The sequence below is a fragment of the Streptomyces sp. NPDC005722 genome, from assembly GCF_040630935.1.
In the GTDB taxonomy this organism is placed as follows: Bacteria; Actinomycetota; Actinomycetes; order Streptomycetales; family Streptomycetaceae; genus Actinacidiphila.
Window position 1 is genome coordinate 98,964 of the sequence record NZ_JBEXYN010000022.1, and the last position, 25,018, is coordinate 123,981.

Consider the following 25,018-nt stretch of genomic DNA (forward strand, 5'->3'; position numbering starts at 1 on the left):
CGCGCAACGTCTGAAACTTGGTCCGGCCCGTGAGGAGGCGTGAAAAAACGCCCCATACGGGTCACAGGCGGATGCTCCTCACAACCGGGAGCACCGCCGCGGAATTCCCGCGGGGCGCGTCGGGAGCCGCGTCCTCGTCCGGGGACACGGCACCTGACCGGTGACCCGCCGCCCTCGGAGGGGCCGGCAAGGTGGGAGATCGGAGCCTCCACTTGTGGGCTGGAGCGCTCCGTTTCCATGACGTCCACGGGGTGTCCAGCCGGTCGATCGTCAAGCATACCAGTGTCCGACCGCAGACCGTAATCGGACGACGTGGGCCTATCGTGTGATGCATGAGTGACGCCAGCCCCCAGCACGAGTCCCCTTCCGCGGACCGCCCCGACTTCGACACGCTGACCCGCGACATCGCGGACGTCCCGGCGGTCGAGGTGATCACCACGGTCGCGGTGCACCTGATGAGCGCGGCGGCGGTGAACCTCGGCCTCGCGGAGGACGGCGAGCGGCACAAGGACCTCGACGAGGCACGCAAGCTGATCACCGCGCTGGCCGGCCTGGTCACCGCCGGTGCGACCGAGATCGGCTCCTACCACGCCGCCCCGCTGCGGGACGGCCTGAAGTCGCTGCAGCTCGCCTTCCGCGAGGAGTCCGTCGTCCCCGACGCCCCGGGCGAGGGACCGGGCGAGAAGTTCACCGGTCCCGTCCACGGCTAGGACCCCCGCGGATCCCCGCGCCCGTACACGTGCTGACGGCGTCGCCCCGGTGGGGCGGCGCCGTCAGCGCGTGAAGAGCGGTTCGCCGGGGAGCCGGGTGTCGGCGGGGAGCAGCGCCAGTTCGATGCCGCGCACCAGTGCGCCGCGCAGCACCTCGTCCGCCGCGAGCGTCGCCGAGACGCGCTGTGCCACCTGGCGCACGTCGGCGTCCGGGTCCAGGACCAGCCCCAGCGTGCCGTCCGCGTCCGCGGAGGGCACGAGGTGCGCGCGGACGACTTCCGGTGCCGCCCCGGCCGCGGACCGCAGGGCCTCGCGGACCGCGGGGTCGGCCAGCGGGTCGGCACCCGCCCGCCCCGACGCGACGGCGCGCAGCGCGGCGCCGGTCAGCGCGTACGGCACGGGCCCGGCCATGTCGATCAGCAACGTGCCGGCCTTCTCGTGCGCCAGCGCCTGCAGCGCCTGCCCCAGGGGAACGGCCACCGGCCGCGCGTCCGGCCGCCAGCGGGCGAGGGCCTCGGTGGAGGTGAACGCGGGGAGCGCCTTGCGGCCGTCGGCGGCCTGGATGGTGGGCACGGCCATGTCGCTGGTCTTCTCGCGGCGCAGTCCGTCCGGGCCCTCCTCGACCTCACCGAGCAGCGCCACCACCGGCACCAGGAAGCGGGCGCCCGGCAGCGCCGCCAGCACCTCGGGTTCGGCCGACGGATCGGCGTCGTAGGCGGCGAGCGCCGCGGCGAGCCGGGGGTCGGCGCTGCCGTCGTCGTCGGAGAAGCCGGGGTCGGGGATGTTCTTGGGAGCCACCTCCCGAGGGTATCGGGGGTGCCGGGCGGCGACTTCCCACGCCCCCTTCATCCGCTTCTCACCGGCCGCGCAGTTTCCGTCCCTGGCTTGCCTGGGCATGGCTTCCGAGAACCCCGCCGCACGGCCTCCCGGCCGTGCGGGCGTCCCCGGCCGTGTCCACCGTGCGCCGCGCGGCGTCGTGCGCGGTGTGACCGCGACCGCGCTGCCGGCGTGCGCCGTGCTCGGCACGGTGACGTACGGGGCCGCGGCGCCGCCGCGCACGGCGGCGGTGACCCCGGTCGTGGCCGGCCAGGCGGCGGTGGGAAAGGTGAGCGAGGAGCCCCGGATGGTGTGGAGCGAGGTGCTGGCGACGGCGCTGCGGGACGTGTCCGGGGACCCCGGGGCGCGCTACTCGGTGGCGGTCCTGGACACCGCGACGGGCGCCAGGGCGGTGCACGGCGACGGGCCGTACGACACGGCGAGCATCGTCAAGGTCGACATCCTGGCGGCGCTGCTGCTCAGGGCCCAGGACGCGGGCCGGGAGCTGACGGCCCGGGAGGAGTCCCTGGCCGCGGTGATGATCGAGGAGAGCGACAACGCGGCGGCCAGTGTGCTGTGGCGGGCGATCGGCCTGGGCCCCGGGCTGGACGCCGCCAACCGCCGCCTCGGGCTCACCGCGACCACCGCCGGCGGCGGGCTCCTGTGGGGGCTGACCCGGACCACGGCCGCCGATCAGCTCACCCTGCTGCAGCGGGTGTTCGGCACCGGCGGCGCCCTCGACGAGGCGTCCCGTGCCTACGTGCGGCGGTTGATGGGCCGCGTCACGGCCGCCCAGGCCTGGGGCGTGCCCACCGCGGCCGACGACGGCTCCTTCGAGGTCAAGAACGGCTGGCTGCAGCGGAGTACGACCGGGCTGTGGGTCGTCAACAGCATCGGGCGGGTCCGGGCGGACGGCCGGACGTACCTGGTCGCCGTGGTCTCCCGCGGCAGTACGACGCAGGCGGCGGGCATCACGCTGGTGGAGCGGGCCGCGCGGGCGGCGGTGGCCGCGTTCAGCCGCGCCGCCGGCCGTTCCGGGAGTTCGTGAGCCGGGGCCGCAGCCACAACAGCGCCGCCGCCGCGACCAGTCCGGTGCCGGCGACCGCGAAGGCCACGGCGATGCCGTCGCCGAGGGTGTCCCCGTCGGCGGCCGCGGCCGTCTTCACCGCGTCGGGGCCGGCGCCGAAGTACTTGCGCGTGGAGGGGACGGCGCGCGGCACGGTGCCCTCGGGCTTCAGCTTCGCCGCCGCCTTCAGCGCGGCCGCGGGGTCCACCAGGCCGTGGCCCACGGCGTCGTCGCGGCCGCCGCTCGGGGTGCTCCGGGCGGTGTCCGCCAGCAGCCGCTTCACCTGCGCGGGGCTGAGCCGGGGGTAGGCGGAGCGGACGAGGGCGGCCGTGCCCGAGACGTACGCGGAGGCGGTGCTCGTGCCCCAGCCCTCGTAGTAGCGGCGGTTGGGGTCGGCGATCACGACGTCGACGCCGGGCGCGGCGACCGTCGCGTACCAGCGGCGGGTGGAGAAGGCGGCGCGGGAGCCGTAGCGGTCCACGGCGGCCACCGCGATGACGCCCGGGTAGGCCGCGGGGTAGGAGGCCCGGTTGCCCTGCTCGCCGCCGTTGCCGGCGGAGGCGACGACGACCACGCCCTTGCGCAGGGCGTACTGGATGGCGTCGTCCTCCTGCGCCTCGGGGTGAGCGGTGCGGCTGTCGTCGCCGAGGGAGAGGTTGATGACGTCGGCGCCGTGGTCGGCGGCCCAGCGGATGCCGTCGGCCAGGGCGCTGCCGCGGGTGGTACGGGCCTTCTTCCGCTGCGGGTCCTTGTCCTCCAGGATCACCCGCACCGGCAGGATCCGGGCCTCGGGGGCGATGCCCAGCACGCCGTCGGTACCACCGGGTCCATGGCCGTGGCCGGCGATGATCCCGGCCATGCCGGTGCCGTGCCGGGCCCATGCGGCGTCCCCGCGGCGGGCCCCGAAGCCGACCATGTCCTTGCCCTCCAGGACCTGCCCCGACAGGTCCGGGTGGGTGGCGTCCACGCCCGTGTCGAGGACGGCGACGGTGACGCCCTCGCCCTTCGTCCGCTGCCAGGCCTCCTGCGCGTGGAGGGCGTCCAGCGCCCAGTCCGCGTCGCGCACGGCGTCGGCTTGGGCCGGGACGACGGGCAGCAGGGCGAGGGCCGCGGCGGCCGCGGCGGTGGCCACGCGCCTCATCCGGAACCTCCCGTCGGGGTGGCGGTCAGCGAGCGCGCGGCGGCGCGGGCCCGGCTCTCGACGGCGTCGGCCAGCGCGTCCGCATCGTGACCGAGTCCGGCCTGGGCGGGCGCCGCCGTGGCGCCCGCGGTGACGGCCGAGGCGGCGGGCTGCGGGACGGCGACCTCGCGGCCGTCGGCGAAGCCGCTCACCGCGTACACGACGACGGGCAGGTCGGCGGCGACGCCGACCGTCCAGCTGGCGCGCTGGCGGTCGCCGAAGCCGTCCGAGACGGTGCCCGGGAACGCCACCGGACGGGGCATCAGATCCCCGCGTGAGCCGAGGCGTTCGGTCGTCCAGCGGTCGTGCAGCTTACGCATCGCGGGAGCGTCGGCCTTGGTGACGAGCAGGCCGACGGTGGTCACGGCACTGGACGTGGCGTCGGCGTAGGTGGCGCGCAGGAGCTTCACACAGCCGGCCGGGGCCAGCACCTTCGCCAGCAGCGGGTCGAAGGCCTCCCGGCAGTCACCGGCCGGTGCCACGCCGACCCGCGTCCAGGTGCGTTCGGCGCCTCCCGGGCCGAGCCCCTTGCCGTGCAGGGTGGGCGGGAAGAGCGTGTCGACGGGCGTGCTGTGCCACAGGCCGCGGGCTAGGGCGAAGTCGCGCCTGCCGGCCTCCGCCGCCGTGGGCGTGGGGGCGGCCGGTTCGTGGTTGATCCACACGCCGGCCCCGGCGCCGCCGAGGAGGCCGAGGCCCAGCACCAGGCACAGGGCGGCGGCCGCCGTGCGGGGCCGCGCCTGGGCGGCGTGCGAGGGGGTGTGCGGCGGCCGGGGCGGGTACGGCGGCGGCGCGGAGTGCGGTACGGGCGAGGTCCAGGCCGCGGCCGGGGGGTGCGCGGGCGCGGGCGGGACACCCGGAACGGCGGCGGGCGGCGGGGGCGGCACGGGCCCGGCCGGGTAGGCGACGCCGACAGGGCCCCGTTCGCCCGCGGGACGCGGGTACGGCGCCGTCGGCGCGGGGACGGTGCCGTACAGCTCCGGGGGCAGCCCGCCCTCCGGCTCGCCGCCGGCGGCGGGGCCCGCGGCGGCCCAGGGCACGGCCGCGCGGCCGGGGGCGGCGCCGGCGGACCGGTGGGCGGGCGCGGAGGTGTGCGGGACGGGGGCGTGGGGCGGCGGTATCGGGCGCGGTGGGGACCAGCTCGGCCGGGGGGTCGCTCCCCCGCTGTCGAAACCGGCGCTCACCCGGTGCCCCCTCACGGCCGCACGGCGGACGGCCCGTTCACGCGATGGACTGCGGCGTCACTCTACTGGGCGCGGCGACGTCACGACGCGTCAGTACGGATCACTTGCCCCTACCGCTCGGTAGGGGCATTCTGGCAAGCTTCGCGCATGTCTGATCGCGGAGCAGCCCGCGCCCGGTACGACCGGGCCACCGCCCACCTCGACGCGCCGGTGGCGATCGTGGACCTGGAGGCGTTCGACGCCAACGCGGACGACCTGGTCCGCAGGGCGGGCGGCAAGCCGGTCCGGGTGGCGTCCAAGTCGGTCCGCTGCCGTGCGCTCCTGGAGCGCGTGCTCGAGCGGGACGGCTTCGAGGGGATCATGTCGTTCACCCTCGCCGAGTCGCTGTGGCTGGCGCGCTCGGGCTTCGACGACGTCCTGCTGGCGTACCCGTCGGCGGATCGTTCCGGCTACGCGGAGCTGGCCGCGGACCCGAAGCTGGCGGCCGCGGTGACCGTCATGGTCGACGACGTGGCGCAGCTCGACCTCGTCGACTCCTCGCGCGCGGGCGGCTCCGAGATCGTCCGGGTCTGCCTGGAACTGGACACCTCGCTGAGGATGCTGGGGGGCCGGCTCCGCATCGGGGCGCTGCGCTCCCCGCTCCACCAGCCGGAGCAGATGGCGACGCTGGCCCGCGAGGTGTCCCGGCGACCCGGCTTCCGGCTGGTGGGGATCATGGCGTACGAGGGGCACGTGGCCGGCGTCGGCGACTCGATCGACGGCCGGCCGCTGCGCTCGCGCGCGGTGCGGCTGATGCAGGCGACGGCGCGCCGGGAGCTGGCGGCGCGGCGCGCGGAGGTCGTGCGGGCGGTGCGGGAGGTGGCGCCCGGGCTGGAGTTCGTCAACGGCGGCGGCACGGGCAGCGTGCAGAGCACGGCCGCCGAGGACGCGGTGACGGAGATCGCCGCCGGGTCGGGCCTGTACGTGCCGCGGCTCTTCGACAACTACACCTCCTTCCGGGGCCGTCCGGCGGCGCTGTTCGCGCAGCCCGTGGTGCGGCGCCCCGGGGTGGGCGTCGTCACCGTCCTCGGCGGCGGCTACCCGGCCTCCGGCGCGGCGGGCCGGGACCGGCTGCCCGTCCCCTACCTGCCGGAGGGGCTGCGCTACGACGCCCAGGAGGGCCCGGGCGAGGTGCAGACGCCGCTGGTCGGGTCGGCCGCGGACGACCTGCTGATCGGCGACAAGGTGTGGTTCCGGCACGCCAAGGCGGGCGAACTGTGCGAGCGCTTCGACACGCTGCAACTGGTCGAGGGCGACCGGGTGGTGCGGAGCGTGCCGACCTACCGCGGCGAAGGCAAGACGTTCCTGTGACGCGCGGACGCCCCGGCCGGACGGACCGGACCGGGGCGCCCGTGGACGGGGTGCGCGGTCACACGCCGGTGCCGCCGCCGGAGCCCGCGGCCTTGATCCCCTCGGTGATGTCGTCCATCACGTCGGGACCGGGCGCCTTGGGGTTGATGTCGAAGCCGTAGCGGACCAGGACGAGCCTGTCCGGGTCCGACGGCGAGGGGAACACCAGCGACTGGACGTAGCCGTCGTCGCCCCGCTGGGTGACGACCTTCCAGCGCACCAGGTAGCCCTGCTCGCCCGCGACGGTGACCTTCTTCGACAGCAGCTGCGTGTGCGAGGTGATGTCGCCGTAGATCTTGCCGCCGTAGGCGCCCTCGGCGTTGCCGGCGATGTCCTCCTTGGCCGCGGCCTCGGCGGTGGTGGACTTCAGCTTCACCGACGCGGCGGGCATCGAGAAGACACCGCCGCGCAGGCAGTTGCTGGAGGTGTCGCCGGGGCAGGCGTACTCGCCCACGGTGAGCTCCGCGAGCCCGTACCGGCTGGTGGCGCCCTTCCAGCCGTCGGGCACGGGCAGGCTGATGCCGTCGACGAGGTCGAGGGCGAAGCCGGGTTCGCTCTTGGGCACGTCCGGCAGGCCGCCGTCGCCGGGGCCCCCGCCGTCCGGGCCCGCGTCCTCGCCCTCCCGGTCCGGCCCGGGGGCCGTGACGGAGGGGGCGGGGCGGGCCGAGTCCGTGCTGCCGCCGCTGCTCCTGCCCAAGGCGACGACGCCTCCGACCACCGCGCCGGCCACCACCACCGCGGCCACCACCGCGATGGCTATCAGGCCGCCGCGCCGCTTGCGGGGGGCCGGGGGGAACGCGCCGGGGTACTGCGGGAGGCCCGGCGCCCCGGCGCCGAACGCCGGGGCGGGGGGCTGGGCGGTGCGGGTGTACTCGGTCCACTCGGTCCCGTCCCACCAGCGCTCCAGGGCGGGCCCGTTGCCAGTCTGCCCGGGTTCTGGGTACCAGCCGGGCGGGGTCGTCATCGTCACGGCGTCACCCTAAGGCCCCGACCTTAAGATTCCCGTCAGACCACCGGTCACAGAGGGGTCACGTACGCCCCCGCGATCCCTCCGTCGACCAGGAACTCCGCGCCCGTGATGAAGGACGCGTCGTCGCTGGCGAGGAAGGCCACGGCAGCGGCGATCTCCTCCGCCTCCGCGAAGCGGCCCACCGGGATGTGCACCAGACGGCGGGCGGCGCGCTCGGGATCCTTGGCGAACAGCTCCCGCAGCAGCGGGGTGTTCACCGGCCCCGGGCACAGCGCGTTGACGCGGATGCCCTCCCGGGCGAACTGCACGCCCAGCTCGCGGGACATCGCGAGCACGCCGCCCTTGGACGCGGTGTACGAGATCTGCGAGGTCGCCGCGCCCATGACGGCGACGAAGCTCGCGGTGTTGATGATCGAGCCCTTGCCCTGGCGCTGCATGTAGGGCAGCGCGGCCTTGCAGCACAGGTAGACCGACGTGAGGTTGACCTCCTGCACGCGGCGCCAGGCGTCGATGCCGGTGGTGAGGATCGAGTCGTCGTCCGGGGGCGAGATGCCCGCGTTGTTGAAGGCGACGTCGACCGAGCCGTAGGTGTCGTACGCCGCCTTGAACAGCGCCTCGACCTGCCCGGCGTCGGTGACGTCGGCCTCGACGAACAGCCCGCCGGTCTCCTCGGCGGCCGCCTTGCCCGCGGCCTCGTCGATGTCGGCGCACACCACGTTCGCGCCCTCGGAGGCGAGCCGGCGGGCCGAGGCGAGCCCGATGCCGCTGCCGGCGCCGGTGACCACCGCCGTCCGGCCCACCAGGCGGCGGCACACCACTGCTTCTGCTTGCGTCATTGCCGGGATCACTCCTCCGTGCTGATGAAGACGTTCTTGGTCTCGGTGAAGGCGGCCAGCGCGTCCGGGCCGAGCTCGCGGCCGAGCCCGGACTGCTTGAAGCCGCCGAACGGTGTCCAGTAGCGCACCGAGCTGTGGGAGTTGACCGACAGGTTGCCGGCGGCGGTGCCCCGGGCCAGTCGCAGGGCGCGGCCGACGTCCCGGGTCCAGATCGAGCCCGACAGTCCGTAGGGGGTGGCGTTGGCCAGGCGCAGCGCGTCCGCCTCGTCCTCGAAGGGCAGGACGACGGCGACCGGGCCGAAGACCTCCTCCACCGCGACGCGCTCGGCCGGGTCGGCGGGGGTCAGCACGGTGGGCGGGTACCAGAAGCCCTTGCCCTCGGGGGCGGTGCCGCGGATCGCGACGGGCGCGTCCGGCGCCACGTAGGCGCGGACCCGCTCCCGCTGCACGGCGGAGATGAGCGGGCCCATGTCGGTCGCGGGGTCGGCGGGGTCGCCGACCCCGACGGCCAGGACGGCGGGCTCCAGCAGTTCCATGAAGCGCTCGTAGACCTGGCGCTGGACCAGCACGCGGGTGCGGGCGCAGCAGTCCTGCCCGGCGTTGTCGAGGAAGGCCATGGGGGCCGTCGCGGCGGCCTTCTCCAGGTCCGCGTCGGCGAAGACGATGTTGGGCGACTTGCCGCCGAGCTCCAGGGTGACCCGCTTGAGCGTGCCCGCGCACGTGGCCATGATCTGCTTGCCGACGCGGGTCGACCCGGTGAACACGATCTTCGCGACGCCCGGGTGCTCGACCAGGGCCGCCCCCGCGACGGGGCCCTCGCCCGGCAGCACCTGGAAGAGGTGCTCGGGCAGGCCCGCCTCCAGCGCCAGGTCCGCCAGGCGCAGCGCGGTCAGCGGCGTGGTCTCGGCGGGCTTGAGGATCACCGCGTTGCCCGCCGCGAGGGCCGGGGCGGTCCCCCAGGCGGCGATGGGCATGGGGAAGTTCCAGGGCGCGATGACGCCGACGACCCCGAGCGGTTCCAGGAACGTGAGGTCGATCCCGCCGGGCACCGGGATCTGCCGGCCGCTGAGCCGTTCGACCCCGCCCGCCGCGTAGTCGAGCAGGTCGCGGACGTTGCCGGCCTCCCAGCGGGCGTTCCCGGCGGTGTGCCCCGCCTCGCGGACCTCCAGGGCGGCCAGTTCCTCGGCGTGGGCGTCCACGGCGGACGCGAAACGGCGCAGCAGCCGCGCCCGGTCGGCCGGGGCCAGGGCCGCCCAGGCCGCCTGGGCGCGGGCCGCGCGGGCGACGGCCGCGTCCACGTCCTCCCGGCCCGCGGCGGGGACGGTGGCGACGACCTCCTCGGTGGCCGGGTTGAGCACGTCCAGCGTTTCGAGCGGTTCGGGGGCTTCGAGCGGTTCGGGTGCTTCGGGGCGTGCTTCGGGCACTCGCTGCCTCACATGCGTTCGAAGGAGCGGTAGCGCTCCCAGTCGGTCACGGCGGTGTCGTACGCGTCCTGCTCGACGCGGGCCATGTTCAGGTAGTGCTCGACGACCTCGTCGCCGAAGGCCGCGCGGGCGATCGGGCTGGCCTCCCACAGCTCGGCGGCCTCGCGCAGCGTGGCCGGCACGTGCGCCACGCCGTCGCTGACGTAGGCGTTGCCCGTGACGGGCTCGGGGAGGGGGAGCTTCTGCTCGACGCCGTGCAGGCCGGCGGCGATCATCCCGGCGACGGCGAGGTAGGGGTTCACGTCGCCGCCCGGGACACGGTTCTCCAGGCGCAGCGCGGAGGGGCTGTGGCCGACGACGCGCAGCGCGCAGGTGCGGTTGTCCGGGCCCCAGGCGACGGCGGTCGGCGCGAAGGAGCCGGGCCGGAAGCGCTTGTAGGAGTTGATGTTGGGCGCGTACAGCAGCGAGAAGTCGCGCAGCGCGGCGAGCTGCCCCGCCAGGAAGTGCCGCATCGTCTCCGACATGCCGCCCGGCTCGACGCCGGGTCCGCCGTGGGCTCCGCCGCCGGGTCCGCCGCCGAGTCCGCCGCCAGCCCCGTCGTCCGCGAAGACCGGCTGACCGTCCTCGTCGCGGAGCGAGAGGTGGATGTGGCAGGAGTTGCCCTCGCGGTGGTCGTACTTCGCCATGAACGTCAGGGCGTAGCCCTCCTGCGCGGCGATCGACTTGGCGCCGGTCTTGTACACGCTGTGCTGGTCGCAGGTGACCAGGGCCTCGTCGTAGCGGAAGGCGATCTCGTGCTGGCCGAGGTTGCACTCGCCCTTGGCGGACTCCACGCGCATCCCCGCCGCGCCCATCTCGTTGCGGATGCGGCGCAGCAGCGGCTCCACGCGGCCGGTGCCGAGCAGGGAGTAGTCGACGTTGTACTGGTTGGCGGGGGTCAGGTCGCGGTAGCCGTTCGTCCAGGCCTGCTCGTAGGTGTCCTTGAAGACGATGAACTCCAGCTCGGTGCCCGCGTACGCCGACCAGCCGCGCTCCGCGAGCCGCTCGGTCTGGCGGCGCAGGATCTGCCGGGGCGAGGGCGCGACCGGGGTGGACCCGTGGTCCAGCAGCCGCAGGTCGGCGATGACGAGCGCGGTGGCGGCGTCCCAGGGGGTGACCCGCAGGGTGCCGAGGTCGGGGTGCATCGCGAAGTCGCCGTAGCCCCGCTCCCAGGAGGACAGGGCGTAGCCGTCCACGGTGTTCATGTCGGCGTCGACGGCGAGCAGGTAGTTGCAGCCCTCGGTGCCGTGCTCCAGGACGTCGTCGAGGAAGTGCCGGGCGGCGAAGCGCTTGCCCTGGAGGCGCCCCTGCATGTCGGTGAAGGCGACGACCACCGTGTCGATCTCGCCGGAGTCGACGTGTCGTCGCAGGTCGTCGGTGCTGAGCGGGGCTGTTCGGTGCACCACGGGTGATCACCTCTCCTACCGTCCGACAGGTGATCCAAAAGTACGGGCCCGGGGCCCAGTTGGGTACGGTGCAAGAAGAAATCCGCGCGTCGCAGGAGGCTCCCGTGGCCCGTCCGCTGATCGGTGTCAGCACCTACTGGGTCGACTCGGCCCGCTTCGGCGGCTGGGACCTGCCCGCCGCCCTGCTCCCCGCCGGGTACCCGCTGCTCGTCCGCCGTTCCGGCGGCCTCGCCGCGCTGCTCCCGCCGGACGACCCCGCCCACGCCGCGGAAGCCGTGGCCCGGCTGGACGGGCTGGTGGTCTCCGGCGGGCCCGACGTCGAGCCCTCCCGGTACGGTGCCGAGCGCGACCCGCGCACGGACCCGCCCGCGCGCGAGCGCGACGCCTGGGAACTGGCCCTCATCGACGCCGCCCTCACCGCCGGGGTGCCCCTGCTGGGCATCTGCCGGGGCATGCAGCTGCTCAACGTCGCCCTCGGCGGGACGCTCGTGCAGCACGTCGACGGGCACCGCGGCCCCCGGGTGGGCGTCTTCGGCGGCCACACCGTCAAGCCGGTCCCCGGCACGCGCTACGCGGACGCGGTGCCGGAGGCGATGACGGTGCCCACGTACCACCACCAGGCGGTGGACGCCCCCGGCCGCGGGCTCGTGGTCGCCGCCCACGCGGAGGACGGCACGCCGGAGGCCGTGGAGCTGCCGGGCGACCACTTCGTGCTGGGGGTGCAGTGGCACCCCGAGATGGACGCGGACGAGCGGGTGATGCGGGCGCTGGTCGCTGCCGCGGCGGTCAGGGCTGCGGGCGGGGCCACGGTCAGAGCTGACGTTTGAAGCCGACGTGCGAGGCGGTGAAGCCGAGGCGCTCGTAGAAGCGGTGCGCGTCGGTGCGGGCCCGGTCCGAGGTGAGCTGCACCAGCGTGCACCCCAGCCGGCGGGACTCCTCGACCGCCCACTCGATCATCCGGGTCCCCAGGCCGTCCCCGCGGGCGTCGCGGTGCACCCGTACGGCCTCGATGACGGAGCGCGTCGTGCCGCGCCGTGACAGCCCCGGTATCACCGACAGCTGCAGCACGCCGGCGAGGGCGCCGTTCCGCTCCGCGACGACCAGGTGCTGGCCGGGGTCGGCGATGACGCGTTCGTACGCCGCGTAGTACGGCTCCAGGTCGTCCGGGGTCTCGCGGTTCCGTCCGAGGCCGTCGTCGGCGAACATCGCGACGACGGCGGGGATGTCGGGGCGGGTGAGGGGGCGGATGTGGAGGTCGCTCATGCGTGCAGCGTAGATCGTTGTGTGCCTGGTGGGTTGTGTGCGGCGCCGCTGTGGTTGCTGTTGGGTTCCTCCCCCACCCTCCCGCCCTCCCCCAGCCTTCGGCCGGGGGGACCCCCATCCGGCGCGGTTGGTGCGGGCCTCGCACCTCGTGTTGGGGTCGGGGCCGCGCCGGCGCACGTCCTCAACGCTCGCGGTTTACGTCAACATCCTTGGGCGCCGGGTCCGCCGCTCGTCGTTTCCGGGCGCACCCCGCCACACCCCCTCCGGCCGGTGTATGCGCACGACGGCCGGTGGGGGGTAAGGAGGCAGTCCGGGGCGCCCCGAACCACTCTCTGACCCCCACGGCCCCGCGGTTCCAGCCCCGCATCATTCGGCACCAGGTCCGCCACCCGTCTCCTCCGGCCTGCGGCCAGGGGGGGTACCCCGCCACACACCTCCCTCTTGTGCGGGCGCAGGGTGTCCAGTTGGGGGTACGTCGGACAGGTGCGGTGCCCCCGCACTGCCTTCTGACCTCCCACCGGCGGTTGTGCGCCCATACGACGGGAGGGGGTGTGTCGGGGTGCGCCCGGAAACGACGAGCGGTTAAGTGCGGTGCCGAATGACGTTGGCGTAAACCGCGAGCGTTGAGGACGTGCGCCGGCGCGGCCCTGACCCCACAACGACGTGCGCAGACCCGCACCAACCGCGCCGGGCAATCGGGCGGGAGGGCGGGGGAGAAACCCAACAGCAACCACAACGCACCCGCACACAACCACCGGCCGCAACCACACCCGGGCACATTGACAGTGGCCCGGAGGGCTCCCTAGGCTCGCCGTTCACAGGATTGAAACGTATCAATAACTCACGCACGCGGATTGAAACGTTTAAACCTCGCCGAAAGGTGCCCATGAAACGGCGTCCGCCCCTCCCCCGTCCCCTCCCCCGCCGCCTCACCCTCCTCGCCCTCTCCCTCGGCCTGACGCTCGCCGCCGCCGCGCCCCAGGCCTACGCCGACCACACGCCCCGCAACCACGCCCCCGGCGCGCCCACGGGCCTGACCGTGGACGACCGGACCGACCCGCTCGCCCTCGACGGCGCACCACGCTTCGGCTGGCTGCCGCGTGACGCCGACTCGGACGAGGTCCAGACCGCCTACCAGGTCGTCGTGCGCACCCCCGGCGGCCGCACCGTCTGGGACAGCGGCAAGGTCCGCGGTTCCGGGCAGTCCTGGGTGCCGTACGGCGGGCACGCGCTCACGCCCGGGACCGTGTACCAGTGGAAGGTTCGGACCTGGGACCGGGCCAGCGAGGCCTCCCCCTACTCGGCCGGCGCCTCCTTCGGCACGGGCCTGACGGACCAGGACTGGTCCGGCGCCCAGTGGATCCGCCGTCCCGCCACGGGCAACGACGCCAGCAACGAGTGGACGGCGGCCCGCAAGGTCGTACGGGTGTCCGCGGGCAGCCCCGTGGTCGGCGCCCGGGTGTACGTCGCGGCCTCCGGCGACTGGCAGGTCGACGTCGACGGCAGGACCGTGCAACGCAGTTCGTCCTACGAGTACGCCGGTGAGGGCTTCTACGACGTCGCCGCCCTCAAGGGCGTCAAGGCGGGCCGGGACCTGGCCGTGGGCGTGCTGACGCACTACTGGTCCTGCAAGTGCCAGGGCCGGGCCAACGGCCCGAACGCCCCCGAGGGGCCCTCCGGCCTGCTGGTCAAGGTCGTGGTGGAGCACGCGGACGGCACCCGTGACGTGGCGGTCTCCGACGGCAGCTGGAAGGTCCACCGCTACGAGCCGCAGCGGGTCGACACCCTGACCTACCGCAACGGCGACGCCGGCGACCGCGTGGAGTACTACGACGCCACCGCCGAGCCGACCGGCTGGAACACGTCCGGCTACGACGACTCCGCCTGGGCCCCCGCGACCGTCGTCGGCGCCCACCCGCGGCCGAACCCGGACAACTGCGCGCCCTACGAGGGCGCTTCGTCCCCGTGCGCCTTCACCCACCTGTCGGCGCTGCAGGCGCACCTCACGCAGGAGACCGTCCACCCGGTCTCCCTGCTGCACCTGCCCGACGGCACCGTCCTGGCCGACTTCGGGAAGGTGTACGCCGCGGTGCCCTCGGTACGGCTGCGTTCCGGCACCGCCGGCCGGCAGTTGACGTTCACCACGAGCTACCGCCGCAGCAACTCCACGCTGACCGCCGCGGTGCGCACCGGGGACACCTCCGTGACGCTGGTGAACACGGCGAACGTCCACGCGGGCGACGAGATCGTGGTCGACGCCCCCGCCACCGGTTACGGCGCCGGGCGTCCCGAAACGCGCACCGTCGAGGCCGTGGACGGCACGGCCGTGACCCTGGACCGTCCCCTGCGCGAGGACCACGCCGCCGCGACCTGGGTGGAGAACTCCCGCGCGGGGACGTCTGGCCTGGACACCCAGGGCAGCAACATGCGCTTCTTCTACACCGAGAAGGACGGCCCGCAGACCGCCCGGGCCTTCACCTACTGGGGCTGGCGCTACCTGCAGATCAGCGATCCGGGCGAGAAGCTGACCGCGCGCGACGTCAGCGCCGTCGTCCAGAACACCGACGCGGCGCACCCCGCCACGTTCCGCAGCAGTGACAACACCCTGGACCAGGTCTTCTCCCTGATGCAGCGTTCGGCGCTGCAGTCCGCGCAGAACGTCTTCCTGGACACGCCGACCCGGGAGAAGGGCCAGTTCCTCGGCGACACCGTCGACGAGTCCTTCGCGACGATGGCCGCGTCGGGCGAGCGCAGCCTGACCCGCCAGGCCATCGTGTCCTTCATGAACTCCCAGGCGCGCTACTGGCCGAACGGCGCCCTGAACTCCGTCTACCCCAACGGCGACGCCAAGCGGGACATCCCCGACTACACCGAGATGTTCCCCGAGTGGGTGATGCGCTACTACCGCACGACGGGCGACCGTGAACTGCTCACCCGGGCCCTGCCCGTGATGCGCAACGTCGCCGACTACGTCTCCGCCGCGGTGGACGACCGCGGCCTGGTCGCCGACCTGCCCGGCGGCAGCGGCGCCTACCTGCACGGCATCATCGACTGGCCCTCGCCGATGCGGTACGGCTACGTCACCGACGGCAACGTGAACCGCACCGTCGTCAACGCGCTCGGCGTCGGCGCGATGCGCTCGGTCGCCGAGGCCGCCGAGGCGCTCGGCGACCACGCCACCCGGGACGTCTACGCCGGCCGCGCGGACGAACTGACGGCGGCGATGCGCGAGCGCCTGCGGGACGGCACCGGGCTCTGGTCGGACGGGCTGTCCGCGGACGGCGCCCTGATCGCGCACCGGAGCGAGCACGCGCAGAGCTTCCCGCTCGCCTACGGCGTCGCGGAGCCCGCCGAGTACGCCGCGCTGGGCGCGGAACTGTCCCGGCAGGGGATGCGGCAGGGGCCGATGACGCTGCGGACGCTGCTGGAGGCGCTGCGGGTGACCGACCGGCCGGACACGCTGGTGCGGATCCTCACCGATCCCTCCGCGGACGGGCCGGCGCAGGTCCTCGCCGAGGGCGGCACCTTCCTGTGGGAGCAGTGGACACCGGGCTGCGCGAGCAGCGACTGCGCGCCCGGCCAGGTGTCGCAGAGCAGCAGCGAGAGCATGTCGCACGGCTGGGGCGGCGCCGGTGTCGTCGGGGTGCTGGAGGGTGTCCTCGGGATCACCGTGACCAGCCCGGGCGGCGCGTCGGTGCGGATCGCCCCGGCGGACGCGGGCGTGAGCCACGCCTCGGGCAGCCAGTGGACCGAGCACGGCACCGTCGGCGTCGACTGGCGGCGGAACCGGCACGGGGTGGACACGACGGTCGAGGTGCCGGTCAACGTGACGGCGACGGTCGCGCTGCCGGTGGTGGCCGGCGGCCACTACTCGGTTGCCGGCAGTGACGCCACGTACCTGGGCGTCGAGGACGGGCGGGCCGTCTACCGGGTCGGTTCCGGACGGACCGTCTTCAAGGCCGCGTCGCACGGCTGACCCGGCCCGCTCCCCGGCGTACGCGGTGGCTCCGGCCCCGCGTACGCCGGGGTGCGTCCGCGGTGGGGGCCGTCCGGCTCAGCCGCCGCGCCGGGCGGGGGCGGGGCCTGCGGGGGCCGGTGGGGCGAGGGCGGCGGCGAGCACGGCCGGCGCCTCGGCGAGGGAGGGGCCGTACCAGGTGAGGTGACGGCCGCTGACCAGGGCCGCGGGTATGTCCGGGAAGGCCTCGGGGCCGTCGTCCGCGGTGAAGCGGTACGGCTCGTCCGGGAGCACGACGAGGTCCGCGCCGCTCCCGGTGAGGTCGTCGACGGGCACCCGCGGGTACCGCTCCTGGTGGCCGCCGTAGACGTTCTCGACGCCCAGCCTGGCCAGCAGGTCGCCGGCGAAGGTGTCCCGGCCGAGCACCATCCAGGGGCGGCGCCAGACGGGGACGAACGCCGTGCGGGGGCGGGCGACGGGCGGCAGCGACGCCCAGGTCTTCTCCGCCGCGTCGAGCCAGGCCGGCCGCGGCAGCCCGCAGGCCTCGACGACCACGCGGTGCAGTTCCCGGAAGGCCTGCGGAAGGCTGCGCACCTCCGTGACCAGCACCGTCAGCCCGGCCGCGCGCAGCGCCGCGAGGTCGGGCGCGCGGTTCTCCTCCTCGTTGGCGATGACCAGGTCGGGAGCGAGCCGGACGATCTCCGCGATGTCGGGGTTCTTCGTGCCCCGGACCCGCGTGACGCGCAGGTCCGCCGGCTGGTTGCACCAGTCGGTGGCGCCCACGAGGAGGGCGGGCGCCGTGGTCGCCACCGCCTCGGTGAGCGAGGGGACGAGGGAGACCACACGCCGTGCGGGTCCGGAGTCGCGACGGGTCATGTCTCCACCGTATCCATCCCCGCCGGGCGGGGAGGGCCGGACGGCGCGGCTCCGGCACCAGGGAGGGGAAGTGCCGGGCGCCGCGCCGTCCGGGGCGGGGGGCCGGTCAGCCGACCGGGGCGAGCCGGTCCGTGAGGCCGGGGTGGGCGTCGAGCCAGTCGCGGACGCCGTCCTGCTCACGGCCCTGGCCGGCCTTGTGCACGGCGCCTTCCAGCCCGGTCAGTTCGTCCTCGCTCAGCTGGAAGTCCCGCAGCCACTTCGCGACCTTCGGCTCGTCGCCGGCGAAGCCGTCGCGGGCGAGGGTGTGGATGCCGTCGCCCTTGCCCCAGGCGCCGAGCGGGTCCTTCAGCTTCTTCAGGCCGTGCTCGTCGTAGGCCCAGTGCGGGGACCACAGGGTGACGACGACGGGCTCCTTCGCCTTGATGGAGCGGTCGAGCTGGGCGAGCATGCTCGCCGTCGAGCCGGTGGTGACCTGGTACTCGCCCTCCAGGCCGTACTTCTCCAGGACGGTGTCGTTGAGCATCTTCATCATCCCGGCGCCGGGCTCGATGCCGATGATCCGGCCGCCGAACCGCTCGCCCTTGCCCTTGAGGTCGGCCAGCGAGTCGATGCCCTTGACGTAGGAGGGCACCGTCAGTTCGAGCGAGGTGGAGCCGTACCAGGAGCCGTAGTCGTCCAGCTCGTTCTTGTACTTCTCCCAGTACGACCGGTGCGTGACGGGCAGCCAGGAGTCGGTCTCGAAGTCGACCCGGCCCGCGGACATGCCGGTGTACAGGGCGCCGACGTCGTACTGGGTGACCTTCGGCCGGTAGCCGCGCCGTTCCAGCAGTTCCTTCCACAGGTAGGTGGAGGCGACGCCCTCGTCCCAGGGGATGTAGCCGATGTCGACCTGGCGGCCCTTGCCGACGTCGTCGGCCTCGGGGACGGATGTGCCCTCGTCGCCGCCGGCGAGGACGCCCGTCCCGCCCGCGACCAGGGCGAGGGCGACGATGCCGACGACGGCGACGGAGGTCTGCGGGCGGTACTTCCACAGCTGCAGACCGCGCGGGGAGGCCGCGGCGGCCGCGGCCACGGCGCGCCGGCCGAGCGGGGAGACGCGGGTGCCGAGGGCGCCCGTGACGCGGTCGAGGTACATGGCGAGGATGACCACGGACAGGCCCGCCTCGAAGCCGAGGCCGATGTCGACCTGGCTGATGGCGGTGAAGACGGAGGCGCCGAGACCGCCGCCGCCGACCATGCCGGAGATGACGACCATGGACAGCGCCAGCATGATCACCTGGTTGACGCCCGCCATGATCGTGGGCAGCGCGAGGGGCAGCTGCACCCGCAGCAGGGTGCTGCGCGGGGCGGTGCCGAAGGCTTCCGCGGCCTCGACGAGCTCCTCGTCGACCTGCCGGATGCCGAGCTCGGTCATGCGCACGCCCGGCGGCAGGGAGAAGACGATGGTGGCGATGATGCCGGGCACCTGACCGACGCCGAAGAAGAAGATGCCGGGGATCAGGTAGACGAAGGCGGGCATCGTCTGCATGAAGTCCAGCACCGGGCGCAGGGCCGCGGAGACGGTGCGGTTGCGGGCCGACCAGATGCCGAGCGGCACGGCGAGCACGATGGTGATCACGGTGGCGACCAGCACCAGGGACAGGGTGTCCATGGCCTCGTCCCACTGCTGCACGGAGACGACGAGGGCCAGGCCCGCGAAGGCGAGCACGCCCGCGGTCAGTCCGCGCAGCCACAGCGCGACGATCGCGAGCATGCCGGCGAGCAGCAGCGGGGCGGGGGCCCGGAGCACGGCGTCCAGGCCGTCGTACATGCCGGAGACGACGGCGCTGATGACGTCGAAGAGCGGACCGAAGTGGTCGCGCAGGTAAGTGACGGCGCTGTCGGTCCAGTCGCCGAGCGGCAGCCTAGGCACGCGCCGCCTCCTTCCGCGGCCCGCCCGGCACTCTGGGCGCGGCTCCCTTCGCGGGCGAGGGGTCGGCGGCCCGGACCGGTTCGTCGGTGCAGGGCGTCACCGAGCCGTCGTGGTCGCCGAGGGCGGCCAGCAGCCCGTCCTTGGCGATCACGCCGACCACGTCGCCCGCCTCGTCGCGGACGGCCACGGGGTGCGGGACGCGCGCGCTGACCGGCAGGACGTCGGCGAGCGGGGTGCGCGGGGTGACCGTCTCGCAGCGGCACTCGCCCGCGTCGGGGCGGTGCGGCGGCCGCATGACGGTGCCGGCGGTCAGCACGCGGGAGCGGTCGACGTCGTGCACGAAGGAGCTGACGTAGTCGTCGGCGGGGCGCAGCAGGATGTCCTCGGGGGTGCCGATCTGGACGATGCGCCCGTCGCGCATGACAGCGACGCGGTCGCCCAGGCGCATGGCCTCGTTGAGGTCGTGGGTGATGAAGACGATGGTCTTCTTCAGGCCGCGCTGGAGCTCGAGCAGCTGGTCCTGCATGTCGCGGCGGATCAGCGGGTCCAGGGCGCTGAAGGACTCGTCCATGAGCAGCACGTCGGCGTCGGTGGCGAGCGCGCGGGCCAGGCCCACGCGCTGCTGCATGCCGCCGGACAGCTCGTCGGGCCAGGAGTCGCCCCAGCCGGACAGCCCGGTGAGCTCCAGGGCCCGCGCGGCGCGCTCCTCGCGTTCCCTGCGGCCGACGCCCTGCACCTCCAGGCCGTACGCGGCGTTCTGGAGCACGCTGCGGTGCGGGAAGAGCGCGAAGTGCTGGAAGACCATGCTGATGCCGTGCGAGCGCACCCGGCGCAGTTCGCGGGGGCTGAGTGCGGTGAGGTCCCGGCCGTCGAAGAGCACCCGTCCCGCGGTGGGCGGATTGAGTCCGTTGAGCGTGCGCAGCAGGGTGGACTTGCCCGATCCGGACAGGCCCATGACGACGAAGATCTCGCCCTCGCGGACGTCGAAGCTCGCGTCGATCACCGCGGCGGTCGTACCGCTCCCGCGCAGTTCGTCGCGTCCGGCACCGGCCTCCAGACGGCGCACGCCGTCCTCGGGGTCGGCACCGAACACCTTGTACAGATGCTCTGCCTGCAGCCTGTACACATACACCTCACGTGTCGTAGGGAGGACGACCGGCTGCCCCCGCGCGCTGGTCGTGGAGCGCTCCTGTCCCGCTCCGGGACGGCGGCTGCCCCGAGGCAAGCGGAGCAAACCGTTCCGTGACGGAGGTCACGGCGGCCGGGGTGTCGGCGGCGTGCGGCATCATCGGCATGTGACTCGACGCCTGATGCTCCTGGACACCGCCAGCCTCTACTTCCGCGCCTACTTCGGCGTGCCCGACTCGGTGCGCGCCCCGGACGGCACGCCGGTCAACGCCGTGCGCGGGCTGCTGGACTTCATCGCCCGCCTGGTCTCCGACCACTCCCCCGACGACCTGGTGGCCTGCATGGACGCGGACTGGCGGCCGCAGTGGCGGGTGGACCTGATCCCCTCCTACAAGGCGCACCGCGTGGCCGAGGAGGTGCCCGGCGGCTCGGACGTCGAGGAGGTCCCGGACACCCTCTCGCCCCAGGTCCCGGTGATCGAGGCGGTGCTGGACGCGCTGGGCATCGCCCGGGTGGGCGTCGCGGGGTACGAGGCGGACGACGTCATCGGCACCCTGACGGGACTGGCGGCGGGCCCGGTGGACATCGTCACGGGCGACCGCGACCTGTTCCAGCTGGTGGACGACGCCCGCGGGGTGCGGGTGCTGTACCCGGTCAAGGGCGTGGGCGCGCTCGACGCGGTGGACGAGGCCTGGCTGCGCGCCAAGTACGGTACGGACGGCCCCGGTTACGCGACCCTGGCGCTGCTGCGCGGCGACCCGAGCGACGGCCTGCCGGGCGTGCCGGGCATCGGCGAGAAGACGGCGGCGAAGCTGCTGGAGGCGTACGGCGACCTGGCCGGGATCATGGCCGCGGCCCACGACCCCGCCTCGAAGGTCACCCCGGCGCAGCGCAAGCGCCTCCAGGAGGCCCGGGAGTACGTGGCGGTCGCGCCCGAGGTGGTGCGGGTCGCCTCGGACGTGCCGCTGCCGGAGTTCACCCCGGAGCTGCCGCGCGAGCCGCGCCGTCCCGAGGAGCTGGCCGCGCTGGCCGAACGCTGGGGACTGGGCGGCTCGCTGCAGCGGCTGCTCAGCGTGCTGGGGCCGGAACGGGCCGGGTGACGGCGAGCACGTCGCGGTCGGGCTGGAGGGTGAGGCCGACGGCCGGCCCGATCTCCTCGTCGCCGGTGTCCAGGTGGAAGCGGCTGCCGAGGGTGGCCAGCACGATCACGGCCTCGACCATCGCGAAGCGCGCCCCGAGGCACGCCCGGGTGCCCCCGCCGAAGGGGAACCAGGTGTGGTCGGTGATCGTGTCGGGTGCGCCCTCCAGCCAGCGCTCGGGGCGGAACTCCTCGGGCCGCGGCCACCAGCGCGGGTCGCGGTGGGTGGCCCAGGGGCTGATCCAGACCTGGGTGCCGGCCGGTACGGGCTCGCCGCCCAGGGTGGCGCCCTCCTCGGCGACGGCGAGGTTGAGCCAGACCGTGGGACGTACGCGCAGGGTCTCCTTCACCACGGCCTCGGTCCAGCGCAGTTCCGAATAGTCGTCGAAGCCGGGGGTGCGGCCGCCGAGCACCCGGTGCAGTTCCCCGGTGAGCGCCTCGCGCGCGTCGGGGTTGCGGGACAGCAGGTGCCAGGCCCAGGTGAGGGTGGTGGCGGTGGTCTCGTGGCCGGCGTTGTAGAGGGTGACGGTCTCGTCCCGGATCTCCTTGTCGGTGAGCGGGACGCCCTCCTCGTCGACGGCGGCGAGCAACCGGCCGAGCAGGTCGTCGCGTTCACCGCCGGTCTCGCGGCGTGCGGCGACGATCCGGGCCACCTCGGCGTCGAGGGTGTCGACGGCGGCCTTGAAGCGGATCCGGCCCGGGGTGCGGAACCAGTCGGGCAGCATCGCGCCCAGTCCGCGGAACTCGGCGCCCATCTGCCGCTGCGCGACGTCCATGCAGCGGCCGATGACCTCCTCGCGGGCGGCGGCGTCGGTGCCGAACACGGTCCGTACGGCGATGCGCTGGGTCAGGCCGGTCATCTCGCGGCGCACGTCGATCCGTTCGCCCCCGTCCCAGCGGTCGGCGAGCTCCCGCGCGCAGTCGGCCATGGTCCGCGCGTACGCCCGCACCTGCCGGGGGCGTACCGAGGGCTGGACGAGGGAGCGCTTGCGGCGCCAGTCGGCGCCCTTGGCGACGACGACGCCCTCGCCCATCAGGTAGCGGAAGGACCAGCCGAGGTCGGGCAGGGAGAAGGTGGACTCGCGGGCCGACAGCAGTTCCCCGATGAGTGCGGGATCATTGAGGAAGCGCGCGGGGGTGCGGCCCATGGCCCAGGTGACCTGCCCGGCCCCGCACTCGCGGAGCGCGGTGAAGAAGGTGAGCGGGTCCTTGGCGAACTGCGGGAGGTTGCCCAGCAGTGGCAGTCCGCGCGGTCCTGCGGTGATCGCGGTGGCGGTGTCGGAACGCATGCGCGCGGGCCTCCCGGGTAGCGTCTGATCGCGTCCGTCCCATCAAAATCGCAGGACCACGGATCGGAACCGCCGTTCCAAGATCTCGTGATCTTTCCGAGACCGGGCTGCACGGGACGGGGCGAATGGGTTAGGCTTGCCTAACTTGATGCGAGGAGTGTGCTCATGGCAGACCGTCCGGTGCGCAGGAAGCCGCAGCTCAACCGCGCGCGGGTGCAGCACGTGGAACGGCTGTCCCCGCACATGATCCGCGTGGTGCTCGGCGGCGAGGGCCTGACGGGCTTCCCCGTCGGCGAGTACAGCGACCACTACATCAAACTGCTCTTCCCGGCCGAGGGCGTGCGCTACCCCGAACCCTTCGACATCCAGCGGATCCGCGCCGACTTCCCGCGCGAGCAGTGGCCGCGCATCCGGACGTACACGGTGCGCCGGTGGGACGCCGAGACCCGCGAGCTGACGGTCGACTTCGTCTACCACGGCGACGAGGGCCTGGCCGGCCCGTGGGCCGCACGCGTCCGGCCCGGCGAGGAGGTCCTCTTCCTCGGCCCCGGCGGCGCCTACGCACCCGACGCGGCCGCCGACTGGCATCTGCTCGTGGGTGACGAGAGCGCGCTGCCGGCGATCGCCGCCTCCTTGGAGCGGCTGCCCGAGGGGGCGCCCGCCCGCGTGTTCCTCGAGGTCTCCGGCCCGGAGGAGGAGCAGAAGCTCTCCACGCCCGGTGACGCCGAGATCGTCTGGGTCCACCGCGGCTCCGGCCGGGTGGGCGAGGCCCTGGTCCGGCTCGTGGCGGGGCTGGAGTTCCCGCCAGGTGACGTACAGGCCTTCGTCCACGGCGAGGCGGGCTTCGTCAAACAGCTCCGCCGTCTGCTGCGGGTCGAACTCGGCGTGCCGCGCGAGCGGCTGTCGATCTCGGGCTACTGGCGCACCGGGCACGACGAGGACGGCTGGCAGGCCTCCAAGCCGGAGTGGAACCGCCGCATCGAGGAGGAGCAGGAGAACCCTCCCCGGGCCCTGGCTTCCTGACGCACCGTCACTGCTTCCGCGGCCCCGGGCCTGCCGTGAGCACGTGAGCGCCCCGAAGCCGGCGGCACCCGCGCACACGGCGGCCGGCGCTGCCACACTGGCCCCATGGCCGCACCCGTACCCGAACCCTCCCCGCTCCCCGGCCTGATGACCGACGGGCAGCCGACCGGGGAGCGTCCGCGGGTCCTCTGCGCCGACTGCCACCGGCCGCTGACCGCGCACGACGCCCGGCTGTGGGGCCGCGGCCGCGGCTGCCGCCGCAAGCACGGCCTCGGCACGGCCCCCCGCGTCGGACGCTTCGACGTCGAACAGGACCGCCTGCCGGGCACGTAAGGCCCCCGCCCCACCGGACGGCGCGGCGAGCGCCTACGGTTCAACCGTGCACCCCACGCCCTGGAACCTCGTCGCCCCGGCCGTCATGCCCGCGCCGCCGCTCACCGCCGGCCCAGGAGGCGGGAAATGACGCCCCGTGAGGAACGCGCGGCGGGCGCGGTCGTCGGATCGGCCGTCGGCGACGCGCTCGGGGCGCCCTTCGAGTTCGGCCCGCCGGGCGCGTTCAGCGCCCGCTTCCCGGAGCCCGGCACGGGCCACGAGATGTGCGGAGGCGGCGGCTGGGACCCCGGGGAGGCCACCGACGACACGCAGATGGCGGTGCTCGTCGCCGACTCCCTGCTCGAACGGCGCACCCTCGACCTGCCCGACGTCTTCGCACGCTTCGTGCGCTGGGCGGCCGCGGACCCCAAGGACATCGGGCTGCAGACCGAGGCGGTCCTGCTCTCCGGGGACCCCTGGAACCTGGCGGCGGCGGTGCACTTCCAGACGAACCACCGGGCAGCCGGCAACGGCGCCCTGATGCGGGCCGCCCCCGCCGCCGTCCACTTCGCCGGACGGGGACGCGCGGTCTCCCTCGACGCGGCCCGCAGGCTGGCCGCCCTCACCCACGGCGACCGCGCCGCCTGGGAGGGCAGCGCGATCCTCCACGACCTCGTACGCGTCGCCCTCGACGGCGACGACCCCGTCGCGCCCGCCGTCGTGGCCGACGCCCTGGCGCAGGTGCCCGAACCCTTCCACGAGCGGTGGGCGGCCGTCCTCGCGCCCGGCTGGCACCCGGACCTGGCCACCGAGTTCAACGGCGCCGTGTGGCCCTGCCTCGGTTCCGCGGTCTGGGCCGTGCGGACCACCGGTGACTTGGAGGCCGCACTGCGCGCGGCCGTCGACGTGGGCGGCGACACGGACACCGTCGCCGCCGTCACGGGCACCCTCGCCGGCGCGGTGTACGGACTCACCGCCGTACCCGAACGCTGGACGGCTCCCCTGCACGTGCCGATGCCCGGCTCTCCGGGGCGTGTGCTGCGCCGTGCGGACCTGGTAGCCCTCGCGGTCCGGCTCGTCGGGGACTGAGCGGACGGCCGCCGGG

21 protein-coding genes are annotated in these 25,018 nt (G+C 74.4%); 9 read left to right on the top strand and 12 right to left on the bottom strand.

What is annotated here, in order from left to right; all coding sequences use genetic code 11:
- Positions 1–332 precede the first annotated feature (332 nt).
- A complete protein-coding gene (locus tag ABZ479_RS24385; protein ID WP_431960495.1) occupies positions 333–710 on the top strand; it encodes a DUF1844 domain-containing protein in 378 nt (125 codons plus the stop codon).
- 63 nt (positions 711–773) lie between these two features.
- Here the strand turns inward: ABZ479_RS24385 and ABZ479_RS24390 are convergent, their stop codons facing one another.
- Complete coding sequence (locus ABZ479_RS24390) at positions 774–1,508, bottom strand: SseB family protein (protein WP_500463537.1); 735 nt, start codon at positions 1,506–1,508, stop codon at positions 774–776.
- A gap of 97 nt (positions 1,509–1,605) precedes the next feature.
- Between ABZ479_RS24390 and ABZ479_RS24395 the strand changes: the two genes are divergently transcribed.
- Entirely contained in the window at positions 1,606–2,574 is a 969-nt protein-coding gene (locus ABZ479_RS24395; protein ID WP_500463538.1) for a serine hydrolase, read from the top strand.
- Here the strand turns inward: ABZ479_RS24395 and mycP are convergent.
- Positions 2,540–3,733, bottom strand: coding sequence for a type VII secretion-associated serine protease mycosin (mycP, locus tag ABZ479_RS24400; protein ID WP_500463539.1), 1,194 nt, complete (start codon positions 3,731–3,733; stop codon positions 2,540–2,542). The genes ABZ479_RS24395 and mycP overlap by 35 nt on opposite strands.
- Entirely contained in the window at positions 3,730–4,953 is a 1,224-nt protein-coding gene (locus ABZ479_RS24405) for a hypothetical protein (protein WP_500463540.1), read from the bottom strand. Before ABZ479_RS24405 ends, mycP begins: the two co-directional genes overlap by 4 nt.
- A 147-nt stretch (positions 4,954–5,100) precedes the next feature.
- Between ABZ479_RS24405 and ABZ479_RS24410 the strand changes: the two genes are divergently transcribed.
- Positions 5,101–6,303: an amino acid deaminase/aldolase gene (locus ABZ479_RS24410; protein ID WP_500463541.1), complete on the top strand. Its 1,203-nt coding sequence runs from the start codon at positions 5,101–5,103 to the stop codon at positions 6,301–6,303.
- 58 nt (positions 6,304–6,361) lie between these two features.
- On the opposite strand, the gene ABZ479_RS24415 is transcribed toward ABZ479_RS24410, so the two are convergent.
- The 4 genes from ABZ479_RS24415 to ABZ479_RS24430 are packed head-to-tail and all read right to left on the bottom strand — an operon-like array spanning position 6,362 to position 11,017.
- Complete coding sequence (locus ABZ479_RS24415; protein WP_500463576.1) at positions 6,362–7,306, bottom strand: DUF2510 domain-containing protein; 945 nt, start codon at positions 7,304–7,306, stop codon at positions 6,362–6,364.
- Positions 7,307–7,359: 53 nt separating this feature from the next.
- Positions 7,360–8,148: a 3-oxoacyl-ACP reductase gene (locus ABZ479_RS24420; protein ID WP_089229012.1), complete on the bottom strand. Its 789-nt coding sequence runs from the start codon at positions 8,146–8,148 to the stop codon at positions 7,360–7,362.
- An 8-nt stretch (positions 8,149–8,156) separates the two neighbouring features.
- Positions 8,157–9,572, bottom strand: a complete 1,416-nt coding sequence (locus ABZ479_RS24425; protein WP_500463542.1) for an aldehyde dehydrogenase family protein — start codon at positions 9,570–9,572, stop codon at positions 8,157–8,159.
- Positions 9,573–9,580: 8 nt separating this feature from the next.
- The gene (locus ABZ479_RS24430) at positions 9,581–11,017 is read right to left on the bottom strand and encodes a glutamine synthetase family protein (RefSeq protein WP_500463543.1); all 1,437 of its coding nucleotides are present in this window, start codon (positions 11,015–11,017) and stop codon (positions 9,581–9,583) included.
- Positions 11,018–11,121: 104 nt separating this feature from the next.
- Between ABZ479_RS24430 and ABZ479_RS24435 the strand changes: the two genes are divergently transcribed.
- The gene (locus ABZ479_RS24435; protein ID WP_500463544.1) at positions 11,122–11,844 is read left to right on the top strand and encodes a gamma-glutamyl-gamma-aminobutyrate hydrolase family protein; all 723 of its coding nucleotides are present in this window, start codon (positions 11,122–11,124) and stop codon (positions 11,842–11,844) included.
- Here ABZ479_RS24435 and ABZ479_RS24440 read toward each other — a convergent pair.
- Positions 11,828–12,280 carry a GNAT family N-acetyltransferase gene (locus tag ABZ479_RS24440; RefSeq protein WP_500463545.1) on the bottom strand — a complete coding sequence of 151 codons (453 nt, stop codon included), beginning with the start codon at positions 12,278–12,280 and terminating at the stop codon, positions 11,828–11,830. The genes ABZ479_RS24435 and ABZ479_RS24440 overlap by 17 nt on opposite strands.
- 886 nt (positions 12,281–13,166) lie before the next feature.
- Here ABZ479_RS24440 and ABZ479_RS24445 point away from each other — a divergent pair.
- Positions 13,167–16,256 carry an alpha-L-rhamnosidase-related protein gene (locus ABZ479_RS24445; RefSeq protein WP_500463546.1) on the top strand — a complete coding sequence of 1,030 codons (3,090 nt, stop codon included), beginning with the start codon at positions 13,167–13,169 and terminating at the stop codon, positions 16,254–16,256.
- 78 nt (positions 16,257–16,334) lie between these two features.
- Here the strand turns inward: ABZ479_RS24445 and ABZ479_RS24450 are convergent, their stop codons facing one another.
- From ABZ479_RS24450 to ABZ479_RS24460, 3 genes are all read right to left on the bottom strand, one after another.
- Positions 16,335–17,111, bottom strand: a complete 777-nt coding sequence (locus ABZ479_RS24450; protein WP_500463547.1) for a helical backbone metal receptor — start codon at positions 17,109–17,111, stop codon at positions 16,335–16,337.
- A gap of 106 nt (positions 17,112–17,217) precedes the next feature.
- Positions 17,218–19,023: an ABC transporter permease/substrate binding protein gene (locus tag ABZ479_RS24455; protein WP_500463548.1), complete on the bottom strand. Its 1,806-nt coding sequence runs from the start codon at positions 19,021–19,023 to the stop codon at positions 17,218–17,220.
- On the bottom strand, positions 19,016–20,149 hold the full coding sequence (locus ABZ479_RS24460) for a quaternary amine ABC transporter ATP-binding protein (protein ID WP_500463577.1): 1,134 nt from the start codon (positions 20,147–20,149) through the stop codon (positions 19,016–19,018). Before ABZ479_RS24460 ends, ABZ479_RS24455 begins: the two co-directional genes overlap by 8 nt.
- Positions 20,150–20,333: 184 nt before the next feature.
- Between ABZ479_RS24460 and ABZ479_RS24465 the strand changes: the two genes are divergently transcribed.
- Positions 20,334–21,251, top strand: coding sequence for a 5'-3' exonuclease (locus ABZ479_RS24465; protein WP_500463578.1), 918 nt, complete (start codon positions 20,334–20,336; stop codon positions 21,249–21,251).
- Here the strand turns inward: ABZ479_RS24465 and ABZ479_RS24470 are convergent.
- A complete protein-coding gene (locus ABZ479_RS24470; protein ID WP_500463549.1) occupies positions 21,220–22,578 on the bottom strand; it encodes a cytochrome P450 in 1,359 nt (452 codons plus the stop codon). The two genes, ABZ479_RS24465 and ABZ479_RS24470, sit on opposite strands and share 32 nt — an antisense overlap.
- A gap of 165 nt (positions 22,579–22,743) precedes the next feature.
- Here ABZ479_RS24470 and ABZ479_RS24475 point away from each other — a divergent pair, with 165 nt between their 5' ends.
- From ABZ479_RS24475 to ABZ479_RS24485, 3 genes are all read left to right on the top strand, one after another.
- On the top strand, positions 22,744–23,601 hold the full coding sequence (locus ABZ479_RS24475; protein ID WP_500463550.1) for a siderophore-interacting protein: 858 nt from the start codon (positions 22,744–22,746) through the stop codon (positions 23,599–23,601).
- A 105-nt stretch (positions 23,602–23,706) separates the two neighbouring features.
- Positions 23,707–23,934, top strand: coding sequence for a DUF6011 domain-containing protein (locus ABZ479_RS24480; protein WP_500463551.1), 228 nt, complete (start codon positions 23,707–23,709; stop codon positions 23,932–23,934).
- A gap of 126 nt (positions 23,935–24,060) precedes the next feature.
- Positions 24,061–25,002, top strand: a complete 942-nt coding sequence (locus ABZ479_RS24485; protein ID WP_500463552.1) for an ADP-ribosylglycohydrolase family protein — start codon at positions 24,061–24,063, stop codon at positions 25,000–25,002.
- The last annotated feature ends 16 nt before the right edge of the window (positions 25,003–25,018 follow it).

What these genes read in the sequence shown, in the direction of transcription:
- ABZ479_RS24385 (WP_431960495.1), top strand. Translation starts at nt 333, where the DNA reads ATGAGTGACGCCAGCCCCCAGCACGAGTCCCCTTCCGCGGACCGCCCC.
- ABZ479_RS24395 (WP_500463538.1), top strand. Translation starts at nt 1,606, where the DNA reads ATGGCTTCCGAGAACCCCGCCGCACGGCCTCCCGGCCGTGCGGGCGTC.
- mycP (WP_500463539.1), bottom strand. Translation starts at nt 3,733, where the DNA reads ATGAGGCGCGTGGCCACCGCCGCGGCCGCCGCGGCCCTCGCCCTGCTG.
- ABZ479_RS24410 (WP_500463541.1), top strand. Translation starts at nt 5,101, where the DNA reads ATGTCTGATCGCGGAGCAGCCCGCGCCCGGTACGACCGGGCCACCGCC.
- ABZ479_RS24415 (WP_500463576.1), bottom strand. Translation starts at nt 7,306, where the DNA reads ATGACGACCCCGCCCGGCTGGTACCCAGAACCCGGGCAGACTGGCAAC.
- ABZ479_RS24420 (WP_089229012.1), bottom strand. Translation starts at nt 8,148, where the DNA reads ATGACGCAAGCAGAAGCAGTGGTGTGCCGCCGCCTGGTGGGCCGGACG.
- ABZ479_RS24440 (WP_500463545.1), bottom strand. Translation starts at nt 12,280, where the DNA reads ATGAGCGACCTCCACATCCGCCCCCTCACCCGCCCCGACATCCCCGCC.
- ABZ479_RS24445 (WP_500463546.1), top strand. Translation starts at nt 13,167, where the DNA reads ATGAAACGGCGTCCGCCCCTCCCCCGTCCCCTCCCCCGCCGCCTCACC.
- ABZ479_RS24450 (WP_500463547.1), bottom strand. Translation starts at nt 17,111, where the DNA reads ATGACCCGTCGCGACTCCGGACCCGCACGGCGTGTGGTCTCCCTCGTC.
- ABZ479_RS24465 (WP_500463578.1), top strand. Translation starts at nt 20,334, where the DNA reads ATGCTCCTGGACACCGCCAGCCTCTACTTCCGCGCCTACTTCGGCGTG.
- ABZ479_RS24470 (WP_500463549.1), bottom strand. Translation starts at nt 22,578, where the DNA reads ATGCGTTCCGACACCGCCACCGCGATCACCGCAGGACCGCGCGGACTG.
- ABZ479_RS24475 (WP_500463550.1), top strand. Translation starts at nt 22,744, where the DNA reads ATGGCAGACCGTCCGGTGCGCAGGAAGCCGCAGCTCAACCGCGCGCGG.
- ABZ479_RS24480 (WP_500463551.1), top strand. Translation starts at nt 23,707, where the DNA reads ATGGCCGCACCCGTACCCGAACCCTCCCCGCTCCCCGGCCTGATGACC.
- ABZ479_RS24485 (WP_500463552.1), top strand. Translation starts at nt 24,061, where the DNA reads ATGACGCCCCGTGAGGAACGCGCGGCGGGCGCGGTCGTCGGATCGGCC.